The organism is Candidatus Neomarinimicrobiota bacterium (assembly GCA_017656425.1).
Lineage (GTDB): Bacteria > Fidelibacterota > UBA2242 > UBA2242 > B5-G15 > JACDNV01.
The window spans coordinates 36999-50143 of sequence record JACDNV010000015.1 but is presented as its reverse complement, the minus strand read 5'-3'; the positions used below and the strand labels follow the sequence as shown (position 1 = coordinate 50143).

General features: G+C 34.1%; 11 protein-coding genes. 2 read left to right on the top strand and 9 right to left on the bottom strand.

Going from position 1 to position 13145, the window contains the following annotated elements; all coding sequences use genetic code 11:
* Both H0Z29_09910 and H0Z29_09905 read right to left on the bottom strand, forming a co-directional pair.
* Positions 1–251, bottom strand: a 251-nt coding sequence (locus tag H0Z29_09910; protein MBO8131811.1) for a transposase, incomplete at its 3' end; no start/stop codon positions are given.
* Positions 252–391: 140 nt separating this feature from the next.
* Positions 392–673 carry a transposase gene (locus H0Z29_09905; protein MBO8131810.1) on the bottom strand — a complete coding sequence of 94 codons (282 nt, stop codon included), beginning with the start codon at positions 671–673 and terminating at the stop codon, positions 392–394.
* A 402-nt stretch (positions 674–1075) separates the two neighbouring features.
* Between H0Z29_09905 and H0Z29_09900 the strand changes: the two genes are divergently transcribed.
* Both H0Z29_09900 and H0Z29_09895 read left to right on the top strand, forming a co-directional pair.
* Positions 1076–1192 (top strand): hypothetical protein, encoded by a 117-nt coding sequence (locus H0Z29_09900; protein MBO8131809.1) that lies wholly within the window; start codon positions 1076–1078, stop codon positions 1190–1192.
* A gap of 89 nt (positions 1193–1281) precedes the next feature.
* Positions 1282–1548 carry a transposase gene (locus H0Z29_09895; protein MBO8131808.1) on the top strand — a complete coding sequence of 89 codons (267 nt, stop codon included), beginning with the start codon at positions 1282–1284 and terminating at the stop codon, positions 1546–1548.
* A gap of 740 nt (positions 1549–2288) precedes the next feature.
* Here H0Z29_09895 and H0Z29_09890 read toward each other — a convergent pair.
* The 7 genes from H0Z29_09890 to H0Z29_09860 are packed head-to-tail and all read right to left on the bottom strand — an operon-like array spanning position 2289 to position 13140.
* Positions 2289–3365, bottom strand: a complete 1077-nt coding sequence (locus tag H0Z29_09890; GenBank protein MBO8131807.1) for a cellulase family glycosylhydrolase — start codon at positions 3363–3365, stop codon at positions 2289–2291.
* A gap of 54 nt (positions 3366–3419) precedes the next feature.
* Complete coding sequence (locus tag H0Z29_09885; GenBank protein MBO8131806.1) at positions 3420–4346, bottom strand: PorV/PorQ family protein; 927 nt, start codon at positions 4344–4346, stop codon at positions 3420–3422.
* A gap of 18 nt (positions 4347–4364) precedes the next feature.
* Positions 4365–7205: a carboxypeptidase-like regulatory domain-containing protein gene (locus H0Z29_09880; protein ID MBO8131805.1), complete on the bottom strand. Its 2841-nt coding sequence runs from the start codon at positions 7203–7205 to the stop codon at positions 4365–4367.
* Between the two features lie 19 nt (positions 7206–7224).
* Positions 7225–7821 carry a hypothetical protein gene (locus H0Z29_09875; protein MBO8131804.1) on the bottom strand — a complete coding sequence of 199 codons (597 nt, stop codon included), beginning with the start codon at positions 7819–7821 and terminating at the stop codon, positions 7225–7227.
* Between the two features lie 30 nt (positions 7822–7851).
* On the bottom strand, positions 7852–9207 hold the full coding sequence (locus tag H0Z29_09870) for a family 43 glycosylhydrolase (protein ID MBO8131803.1): 1356 nt from the start codon (positions 9205–9207) through the stop codon (positions 7852–7854).
* Between the two features lie 16 nt (positions 9208–9223).
* Entirely contained in the window at positions 9224–11299 is a 2076-nt protein-coding gene (locus tag H0Z29_09865) for a T9SS type A sorting domain-containing protein (protein ID MBO8131802.1), read from the bottom strand.
* A 14-nt stretch (positions 11300–11313) separates the two neighbouring features.
* A complete protein-coding gene (locus tag H0Z29_09860) occupies positions 11314–13140 on the bottom strand; it encodes a hypothetical protein (GenBank protein MBO8131801.1) in 1827 nt (608 codons plus the stop codon).
* Between the last annotated feature and the right edge of the window lie 5 nt (positions 13141–13145).

The window sequence follows — 13145 nt, the reverse complement described above, 5'->3', positions numbered from 1 at the left end:
AAAATACTCTCGATGGCTTCCGGGAATCCCTTCAAACCATCCACACAGGCAATTAGAATGTCTTCTACACCACGGTTCTGTAATTCAGTTAACACCGATAACCAGAAATGTGCTCCTTCACTCTCACCAACCCAGATACCCAATAAATCCCGTTGCCCCTGAGCGTCAATACCCAGACAGGTATAGGCTGCCCTGGTTTGAACTTTCCCATCGCTGCGAATCTTGTAGTGAATAGCATCGAAATATACAATGACATAAACTGACTCTAACGGACGCTGTTGCCAGTCTTTTCCCGAATAGGGATCCTACGGAGACTTCTTGAAGCACCCTGTCGGTAAGACGACTGATGAAGGCAGCGGATAATTCCAGCCCATAAAGATCTTGTAAATGCTCACGGATATCCCGTCCCGAATAGGGATCCTACGGATACGCTCATTCCTCTGGCATACAAAGAGAGAATCTTACCCTCAAGATCGCCAAATTCACGTTGATGCCTGGCAATCAGCAATGGCTCAAATTCCCCTTCACGGTCTCGGGGCACATCTATTGCAATGCTACCAAACTCCCCTTTTAAATGTTTGGTGCTACTACCATTGCGTGAGTTGCTACCATGATGCTCTCTCTTCTGATAACGTTCATATCCCAGATGCTGAGTCAGCTCTTCCTGTCTCAAAAGAGATCCTTAGGATAACAGCCGCTCAGTTAAGTGTTTGACGAGCTTTTTGATAACCCCGTTCTTACCAAGCAAATCATCCATTGTTTTTACGGTCTCCAAATCCTTTTCCAGTTTCTGAATGATGGCTTTTTCTAATTTCATGGCAAATACCTCCGTCTGTTAAACGGTTAAACATAACTCTCTGAAGGTATTTACACAACTCAGAAACAGTAAGAAAAATATTCCTTTATCCCATTTACACAAAAATTGGGACACTCCCTATCTAGTAGGTAAAAACTTTCTTATTAAGAGATTTATCAAGAATCTTATTGAAAAGCTTACACATCATTTAGGTCATGAACCTTAAAGAATAGTGATAACAAAACAACTAATTGGTGTAATGTCAAAAGGAGTAGGCAGCTGAAAGGTGAATTGGGCATTATTGATATCGAAGTTCCACGGGATAGGTATAAAAAATTTGGACCAGTTTTTATACACAAATATCAACGAGAATTTGGTTACAAGATTATTTCTTAATATGAAAAAGGCATTGGTGTTTGTGATATACAGGATCACTCGCAAGAGTTGTATGGATTGGAAATATCAGCTGCCTTTATTAGCAGGTAATGCTGCAAGTAAAAGATTGGCAGAATTGTCTTTTAGAGACGGCATATGTTATTGTTTATTTTGAAGCATTTCATTACAAAGTTCGTAGTTATGGCAAGGTACAAACTCTCGCTGTTTATATTTGTCTAGGGATTGACAGCCATTGTTATAAGGAATCTATGAAAGATTTAAGAAAAGTTAACAAAACACCTACACGTATAGCTGCAGAAGATGTTCTTTCGCAGTTGGAAAACAAAATAGAGAAAACGATACCACGTTGTAATTAATTCATGGAAAAGTAAATGGAAAAACCTTTCTACCTACTTTGGCTATTCACCTGATATTCGAAAATTGATCTATACCACAAATTCTGTAGATGCTCTCCATGGAGCTTTCCGCAAAGTTAAAAATCCAAAACTATATTCCCTACAGATATATCTTTGCAGAAAATGTTATATCCTGCTTAAAACAACTATAATAGATTGGAGTAAAATACTTATACAATTTGGCTATCCATTCTGAAAAAATATTAATTTTTAATTCCTGACATGAGAGTATTTATATAAAAAAATGAAACAGCCTTAAACCTATCCCAATTTTTAAAGTAAAGCCCATAAACTTAAAAAAGATCTATATATAAAGTTCTCTAAAAACTATGATAAATCTTAAGTTTATACACATTTTTTCAGGTGAGCTTTGTAATCTATAGTGTAGAATCTCACTCCTAAATTATCCATTTCTTGTCCAAGGCATCTCTAATTCTTTTAACTCATCCAACTTCGTCTTCTAATTCCTTCTGTGATATCCATTACCTCTCGCGTCTTTTCTACTCTCCACATACAATCACCTCTTCCAATACATCCTTGACCATTCCTCTTAATGATTCTAAAATTATCTAAATTCTCATGATAACATATTTTGTCTTTATTTTTACTTTTAAATTTATATTTACATAGCAGGCTATCTTCTTATTTTTCCTATATAGCCTCAATCAAATTTACACTGCATAATTGAATCTATATAATTTTTATCTATTTTTGGATTTAATCACTCTTTTAATAAAATCTATCTCTTTCTTAGAGTAGGGAGTACCATCCTTCTTAAAAATATCATGAAACCATATTTCCGGTTCATGATCATAAGGTTTTTTCCATGTTTCCCAAGAATAAATTGTCTGTGTTTTACCACTTACCAACCCCCAATTCAAACATCCAATATTTTCTTTTGCAAAAAGGGGCATGTGATCCTCAAAGGTATTTATTGGTCTTCTCATATATTCCGTACATATCATTGGGCGATTATACTTTTTTAAAGTATCAATTAACGCAATAGTAGATTTTACATCATCATAGGCATGAAATGTAATAATATCAGAATTATTCAATTGAAACTCATTTAGTTTTGGTCGATCGTTTATAGAACCGCCCCAAACACCAGCCGTGACTGGCTGAGTAGGATTCTCTTCAAGTGCCCATTGGAAAACTCCCTTTAATAAAGGTAAGGTCTTATCACCATGACCGGAATTACCTGGCTCATTATAGAGATCCCACATCAAGACTCTATTATCACTTCTAAAAGTTGCTATTATATCTTTGGTATAAGCTCTTAAAACAGGGAAAAGTGCTACCTGAGTTACCTGTTCTTGACCTGGGCACTGCACCCAACCAGAATTATGCACACCAGGTTTTGGATCAGGTTGCTTACCCAAATTTGGATATCCATTCCAACAATCATCAAATAATACAAAGATAGTTTTAATTTTATGCTTATCTGCAATTTTTAAATACTCATTTATCCTTCCCTTAAATCTCTCGGGATTTCGAACCCAAACTAAATAATGTAAATAAACTCTAACAGCATTAAAACCTATCTTTTCGGCATACCCTAATTCTCTATCAATTGTTTTTGGATCAAAAGTGCTTTCTTGCCACATTTCTATTTGATTAATAGCAGTACTTGGAATAAAGTTACAACCGACTATCCAAGGTTGACGCGAATACCATTCTTTTGCTTTTTCAGTACTCCACCTCTCTCTCGCAACACCTGAATTTAAACCTACAAAAATACCTCCTATTAGTAATAGGTATACATAAACTCTCTTCATAATTAACCTCCCATACTTTGTCTTATTAGTTAAACAAAAATAATTACCTGCAAATTATATACCAGTTGAAACACCTATACTTTGAACACCACCAAGTTTCTTATAATTACTGTATGAGTAGTCAAAACGTATGCTACAACCAGCTAACTTAAATAATATACCTCCACCGAATGAATAATTTCTTACCTCATCATTAATACAATACCCAGTTCTAATGAAAAACATATCAAACCACGACATTTCGATTCCAACATTTCCTAAAGGATCCCCCTCATTGGGTTTATTAGCTCCCATAGCTAATGTAATTCTACAATCCTCTAAATCTATTACATCAAATGAAAATCCAAATTGAAAATTGGTAGGTAGTGGATAAGCCTCGTTAATAAACTTCATCTCAGAGCCAAAATTTTCTATCTTCATACCAAAGCTAAAATTATTTATTTTAGTTCTATATAAAACCGATATATCAATAGAAAATGCATTGCTAGTAAAATTTTTATATAAAAAACTATATATATAATTAAATGACATACCCATAGAGACATGATTAGTCAACCGCAAACCATATATTATTCCAAATCTATAATCTCCACTATAGAAAGTTTCTCCTGTTCCATCTGGTTGAAGAGGAGTTCGAACTTTCATCTCGTCTGTAATAAAACTAGTCATCAGTAATCCTAGAGAACCTATTCTCCCAAAATTACGTGCTACAGAAGCGTAATTATAATTTATGTTTGCAAACCATTTCATATAAGATACCATAAACTCAGTTTTAGTAAATAGTGCAATTGCCGCGGGATTATAGTATGTAGCTTCAGCACCACTGGGAAAAGATATTATAGCATTACTCATTGCCATACCTCTAGGCGATGGACCAATCAAAAGAAATTGCGCTCCCGCACTCCCAGGCCTATTATATCCATATGAACTAAATACAATTGCAAAAATACCAATTATAAAAATTAATAATTGTTTCTTCATATCACCATCCCATCATTTTTACCATTCTAGCTTTAATCCCAACTTTACGTTACGTCCATAAAAAAACTGCCTCGGGTCTAACAGATTATACATCTTATACCAGCTATATAGCTCCTTAGTATTATTAACTTTATCACCATATTTATACGGCAATCCAGTCCAAGGATTAAAGCCGTAACCAATATTAACATTATTAATATCAAAAATATTAAAAATGTCTAATATTATATTAATTCTAAATTTCTCACTAACATTAATCCGTTTTCTAAATTTTATATCCGCATTAATTAACATAGGACCAGTTTCACTATTTTCCTTCACTTGAAGCTCCAAAAGATTTGTCGATCCAGGTGTATATGGATATCCAGACGATATATTCGATAACACAGTAATACTCCAATCTGCCGGTAATTCTATGCCAAATAATCTTATAGGGTCTGCCTTAGAAACACTAATATTACCCTGAAAAACAAGTTGATGCCTTATGTCCCAGTTTGTTCTTCTCTCTCTTATGGGATTAGGAAAATTATTTAAAGATCGAATATAATCTTCAAATGCCGAAGATGAATATCCTTTCGCCCACTGAATTGTATATGTTAAGGTACCAGATACATGTTTACGGTATTTTTTTATTAACCTTAATTCTATGCCTCTCGCTCTACCATACCCCTTGTTGTCATATATATATACTGGTATTCCCTTCGCCGCTAATAACCTTGTTGTACCAACCTGATTATTAATATCTTTTGCATATACTTTCATATCAATTGCCCAATCTTCAAAAAATTGGTATATAAAACCATATTCATATAATATTGTTTTTTCATAATCCAATCCTGGATTACCCGTAAAACCACCTGAATACGGATCACGATAAATAAATTGTAACTCTGGTAATTGTGTAAAATGTCCATAAGAAAAAAACATATTTGTTCTCACATTAATAGGAAATGATATGCCCAATCTAGGACTAAAAGAATATTTATATTTTTTCCAATTCGACTTGAAGCCTGTTGCATCCTCCCATTGCTCTATATATTTCTTTTTAAATATCGTTTCACCTAAACAAAACCAATCGACTCTCACTCCAACATTAATAATTAATGTTTCAACTTCATATTTATCTTGTATATAAAAAGCACCTACTGCCGGATTAACATTAAAAGCCCATCTGGTTTGTCCGAACTCAGGGTAGGGGCCTGGTGGCTTTGCAGTAGAATCTGCTATACTACTTATCCCATACTTCCACAATCCATAATTAGACAATTTTACTCCACCGTCTTGTATATCTATATACCTAAGATTATGGAATTGTATTTCAAAACCAGATTTTATTTTATGTTCATGACTTACCTGCGATGTTATACTACCAATTATTGAATATGTTTTTGTATTATCATCGCGCCAAACTGACTCGTAGGAATCAATTGTAAAAAACCCTATTATTTCATCGACAACCGGCGTTGAAATTGTTGAAAACACTTTATATGGTTTTTTTCCAAAAAATTCTTTTTCCCATATATAATAATCCAAAGTATCCTGATACATTGAATCAGGTACAAAATACCAGAAATCTGCAGGTTTGTTACCATTTAATGACTCCCTATATTTGATTCCTAAATAGCCAAAATTTATATTGTAAAACGTAGATTTTGAAAGTGTATGATTAAATCTAAAACTAAATTGATGATTTTCTCTATAATAATCTACTGTATTATCTGGACAATTTTTCCACAACCAGTCAAACCTTGACCAAGAATGCCACGATCCATGATAGCTTCCGGTTAAATGAAATGCTGAATTGGGTGAATACCAATCTAACTTTATATTTATATTTCCAGTATTATCTTGTTTTTCTTTCAATTCAATTCCAATTAAATTTATTTTTTCCCTTTCGCGATGGTTATTATACTCAGTATTAGTTAAATTTGCATTACCTGATATAAAAAAGTTTGTTTTCCCGGGTAGATCCTTGCCCAATAATGGTAAAATAATTTTATCAAGCAACCCAGGACCTCCCACGTTGAAAGTTATATAATCTGTATTAGTTGAAGGACTAATTATGTTATCGGTCTTATATTCTATGCTTCCTGAATAATAATCTTTCCCAGATCTAGTTGTTATATTCACAACCCCTGATTGAGCCTGGCCATACTCAGCATTAAATGCTCCCGTTATGAGTTCGATTTCTTCTACATCATTAACATTCAAATCTAAAACACTTCTACCTCCATAAAGTGGATGTGTTACTGGAATTCCATCAACAATATATAGAATTTCCCCCCCACGCCCTCCTCTAATATGAACATCTTTCAGGCTTTCATCTCTTGCATGAAGCTGTATTCCTTCACCCACCATTATAACAGGTTGTCTAACACCCAGTACTGTACCTCCACTCAATTTAAACATATCAAGAGCATTTTCAATCCCGGGCACATCTTCCAATTCATTTCTTGTCATGCTTTTTCTTGTTGATGTAACATCATGCTGAACTATTGGCTTTTCTGCAACTACAACTATTTCTTCCATTTTCATAACCGAACGCTTTAATTCAGCATCTATATGGGTAGTTAAATCAACTCTAACTTCCACATTTTTAATTATCGATTTAGTATATCCAATGTAGTTTACCTCTATAGTGTATACACCCGGAGGGACCTGTAAAATATAATATCTACCCTTTTCATCCGTTGCTGCTCCTAAATTCGTACCTTTTACTACTACATTAGCACCTACAAGAGGTTCTTTTGTTTCGACATCTATAATAACACCGGCAATCTTTCCTGTATTTCCTGCAAATAACACCTGTACAATAAATGCTACTAATATGCATCGCTTCAACAAGTTAATAAATGACATATTGCACCCCTTACAAGCTTTACTTTTGCCGATATACATTAATGCTCGTTATTTCTAAATTCCCATTAAATATATAAGAATCTCTATATCTATAAAGAGACTCAAAAGGCTTTATTTGAATATTTATTTCCGTCGTATCGTCCTCATAAACAGCAAATTCTATATCAAAATTATAAATCAAACTTCCCCCTTCTGGAACTTCTATAGGAATTTTGTATCCACCTATTTCAAGCTCTTTAATTATTATACCAAATTGGAGCCGATTATAAATCCCAGGGGGAGCATATGATTCATATATTTTGTACCTCTTATATTTACCCTCATCTTTTTTTAAAATATCATAACTTCTTCCTTCATCTATAAATGCATCCAAAGTTGGTAGCAATATTGTATAGCAACTATCTATATATGCTTTTGCCTCAAAAACCTTAACTTTCATAACGCTAGAAGTATCCGGAATATAGGTTTTATCTAGAATCGTAATGGATGTATCTGTTGGATCTGCTTGTAAATTCAATCTTAAGACACCGGGATAGTCTGACTTCTCTACCTCAATATTGCATCCTTTACTAATAAGCATAATTAAAATCACTATAGTCAAATAATAACATTTCATAACTCTTACAACTCCTCCCCAATTTCATTATTATTTTAAGTACACAATTTTTTCTATGTCTTTATATCTAACGCTACATACTTCACAAAAATACACCCCCGATGACACCTTATTACCACCATCATTAAAACCATTCCATTTTATACAATACTTTCCTGGGCTTAAATTTCCTACTTGAATCGTCTTTACTATCTTACCAATGCTATCATATATTCGAACTTTAACAAAAGAATCTTTAATTATTTCATAATTAATTCTTAACACATCATTAAAAGGATTAGGGAATACCCCATTGATTTTTATATCTCGTATGTCTTGCATTTCTAATTCTTCATCACCTTCAATATAAGATGATGAAACACCACTTGGCATTGGCTGGGGAGATCGAGTGGGTCCTTTTATATTTAACACACCTTTTTCATCAAAATACATTCTATCTATATTTATTGTTCTGCCTTTACTTGGATAATTAGGGTCAATATGGGAATGATATACTATAAATAACTCTGCCCCATCGGGTGAAGTCGTAACACAATGGTGGCCTGGACCTGAGACCCCTATTTCTAAATCCGCTTTAAGAACAGGATTTTTTTCATACTTAGTATATGGTCCTAATGGATTTGTAGCAGTTGCATAACCAATAGCATATTCAGCCATAAAAAAAGCATTTCCCGAATACATTAAATAATAAATACCATTATGCTTTACTACATATGGCCCTTCATTCCATATATAATCACCTGACTGTAGCTCCCATGGCTGACTTGGAGTAGCTGCTAATACTGGTTCGCCATATACTAAACGGTATCTCAGATTTAGCCCTTGGACATAAATTTGGCTTACATGGCGCCCACCTACTATATTTTCAGAACAATCCTTCACATAAAACAAATACGTAGATCCATCATCGTCTATAAATATATGTCCATCAATACATACTATATCTTCGTCTAGTAAAGGTGCTTTAATATTTTTAAAGGGTCCTAGCGGGGATGAAGATTTTGCCAGTGCTATTCTTAATTTACCATCAATAGCTCTGGCACTATAAACCATGTAAAAGTCCCCTTCATAAAACACAACTTCTGGAGCCCAAAAATCCTTTTGACCCCAATCATTACCTTCATCATATCTACTGAACGCTTTCCCCTTGTCTACCCAATTTACTAGGTCCTTAGATTCCCATACTTTAAAACCCCACGTATGGGATGCCCAAGAAGTAGCATAAAGATAGTATTTATCTTCATATTTTAAAACACAAGGATCAGCAACATCACCATATTTGACAAAATCACCAACAGGATTTACATAATATTCTTCTTCACAAAACAAGACTATATTAAATAAAAATATCAGGTATATGATAAAAATAAATTTTATTGACTTCATTTTAAAACTCCTTTTTTTATTTTAATAAAACCATTTTCCTAACTTGCCTATTACTTTCCGTTAATAACTCATAAAAATAAACTCCACTATCTAAATTATTACTATCGAAATATACTACATGATAACCCGCTGGCTGCATTTTATTCACAAGATTTGCAACTCTATATCCTAACATATTATAAATATTTAGAACAACATAGCTATTATTCAAAATGTGATATCTTATAATAGTTTTTGTATTAAATGGATTGGGATAATTCTGCTCCAACATGCAACTTTTTATAGACTTCCCACAATCCTTTTTATTAAAGATATCATTTGACACTTCTGTTAAAAGTTTGTGATTCAAATAAACTGACGACTTATTAAATTTTTCTACTTTTCTATCATATGTTAAAAGACCCGCATATTCTTTTTCCACATCAGTAATTTCTGTATACACCACTGCACTTAAACCTCTCATTTTCAGTTGTTTTATAGAATCCATGAGTACTCCTGTATAATGATCTGTTATTTCATCATTGTTCTGAAAACCAATATTCGGAACATAATCTCCCCAAATATGTCCATTAACTAACCTCCATAACCCTCCGAATTCTCCACAGACTGCAACTCTTGCGTATTCCAATTCTGGCATTTTAGGCAATGGGTAATTATGGATGTCATTTATATCACCGACTTTTGGATCTTTACCACCTACATTCCAGCCGGAATTGGAGTTTACTAATCTAGTTTTATCAAGTGATTTTACCACATCTGTCAATTTATCAACATCATGAATACCCCAATTTTCATTGAATATGACCCAGCATACTATCGAAGGATAATTAAAATGCTCTTTAACCATTTCTATTAATTCATTTTTAAATTGAGTTTTATCATAATCATTTATTACATGTCCGGGTGTTATATTGGGCATATCTTGCCATACCAGCATTCCCAATTTATCACACCAATAATACCAACGGTCCGGTTCCACTTTAACATGTTTACGTATCATGTTAAAACCTAATTTTTTAGCGTATTCTATATCATATTTTAAAGCTTCGTCACTAGGTGCTGTATAAATCCCCTCTGGCCAAAATCCTTGATCAAGAACTCCCATAAGGAAAACTGGCCTATTGTTTAGAAATATTCTTGCTATTCCATTCTCATCTTTTAGTATATTTATTTTTCTCATACCAAAGTAACTTCTTATAGAATCAACATCTCCGTTTTCATTCTTAACAGTCACAAACAAACCATATAAAAACGGATTATCTGGCGACCACAACTTAGAATCTGGAATTTGCAAATCTATTTCTCCTAGGCCTCTTCTCCCCTTGCTCGCAATAACCTTACTATCCTCACAAACTTTAACTTCAACCGATACATCTTCATCTTTATTCAACATAATATCAATTTTTACACTTTTTTTATCTATATCTGGAGTTATCTTGATTTCTTTAATATAAATATCTGTTACTGGCTCTAACCAAACAGTTTGCCATACACCTGAGGAAGGAGTAAACCATATACCTCCAGGATGTTCCCATTGTTTTCCACAGGGTTGATTGCCGTTATTTGAAGGATCGTAAACATATAAGATAAGTTCATTATTATCTTTTATGTAACTAGTAATATCAAATGAAAAAGAATCATAACCTCCCTTATGTTCACCTAACTCATTACCATTTAAATACACTTTCGAATACCAATCCACAGCTTCAAAATGTAACAATACCCTTTTCCCGTTCCACTCACTTGGAATAGTAAAATATCTTTTATACCACATTCCTCTATTTGTAGCTTTTTCCATAACACCAGACAGTGCTGACTCTACAGGAAACGGCACCAGAATTTCTCCTTCAAGATTACGTTCCCATGGTACATCTTCACTTTTTGCAAACTCAAATTGCCACAAGCCGTTAAGACTTTTCCACATTTTTCGCTGCAATTGTGGTCTCGGATATTCTTTGTGCACATTTTCTGGAGTTACCATACTACCCCATACTGTCATTATAGGAATTTGCCCAGGTTGCCACTGGGAAAAACCTTTTCTTATAAAACCTACCAACAACAATATTAATATCATAACAACCATTCTTCGCATGATACCCTCCATAACTACTTTATAATAACAAATTTACCAACTTGAACTTTACCCGTATTCAAATCTTCAACAGTAAACAAATATATTCCACTGGACACAGCTTGTCCTACATATGACGTTAAATTCCAATCATGATATCCTACACCACTACCTGTAGCATCATGATCTAACGTAGTAACTAACTTACCAGAAGCAGTATATATCCTAATTTTACATCTCAATGGAAGGTTTATAAACTGAATTCTTCTGTCTTGTTCCATCCAAAAATTTCGGGTAGCTGGAGGTTTTTCCCATGGAGGATTATAGCTACTATAATCTATATCACCACGGTACGGATTTGGTACAACAGCAACCTTGCCAACCGTCTCTGGTGGAGCTGCTCCTGGTACAACCGTTATAACATTGTCCTCAATTGTAGTTTCTAGAGATGGCCAATTTAACACTTTATCTGGTTTCGAAAATGCTGTAACAGAATAATAATATTCAACGTTATTTAACAAACCCTCATCTACATATTCATATTGCAATCCAATATCATTACCTACTCCGTCATCAGGAACATCAAATTCAGCCAGTAACTTCCATGGACCTGTTGCTGATATTGTACTCTTATATAATCTATAACCCTCAAAAGGCAGTGAATCACCATCAGCTCTATACGGGTCAAAATAATTTTCTGGATTAACTTCTTCTGTAGGGCTCCACACTAATCTCACCCTGCCAATATAAGTAAACGCTCTTAACAATGGTTTTGGGGGAGGGGCAGGAGTTTTAAAATTATTATCTTTTAATTTTTCTAATGTTTTTGCATTACGTATTACTTCATCTAATCCATCACCTAATATTAAAGCAACATAAAAATGCAAAGTATCTCCTTTATTTAGTTCCATAGGTCCACACGATATGATAAAATGGCTACCAGTTGGAATTTGCTGATCCTCCATAATTTTCCTTGACATCATAAGTTGCTCATACTTTTCTTTATCCGTACTAGGTGTTATACCGGGAGGATTTGTACTACCACCCCATATAAATGTCCAATTCAGCGTCTCTTCAGGATAATTATCAGGAGAGAATAATTTTACCCCAATCGGATAATCAGCGAAATCATCTACTCCTCCTGGAGCATCCAAACCGACTCCCATTTGCAATTCTGGGAAAAATCTTGTATAGTCATCGGAAAGCATACTCTGAAAGTCTACAGACCTCAATCCTACATTTGGATCTGCCCACATGCTGATATATACCTTTTTCAAATCATATTCCTTAGAAATCACGTAATGTTCATACAACTTAATTTTAGATAAAAATTCTGGTGCTGACCAGTTATGACCAATTTCTATCACATCCACATAAAGAGGAACATGATTAGCCTTTGTTAAACTATACGGATTATAATCGTTATACCTAAAAACATAATCCCTGTCCGACAAACCCACATAATTTTCAAAATACGGAATATCAACCGTATCGTTTCTATTCACAACCCATATAGTATCCCAAGGTTCATTCGTTGGTGGCCAAAATTCTCCCTCACCCCATGGGTTCCAACTATTCGTAACAGAAACTAGTGTATCGCCATTTGGGGTAATCGCCCCAACCCAAATACCCCCTTCTCCAATATGTTCAATATAGCTCCCTACAGGATATTCAACATTAATTAACAAGGGGCAATCATAAGTGCGCATAGCCCAAAATCCACCATTATTAGGTATCCATTGTCTAACAGCTCCGATATCCTGCATCTTCCAATCCAATGTAACAAATTGTGACCACACTATATTACTAAAAATGGTAATCATTAAAAATGCTACAACCAAACATTTCATATTACTTTTCATCGGCC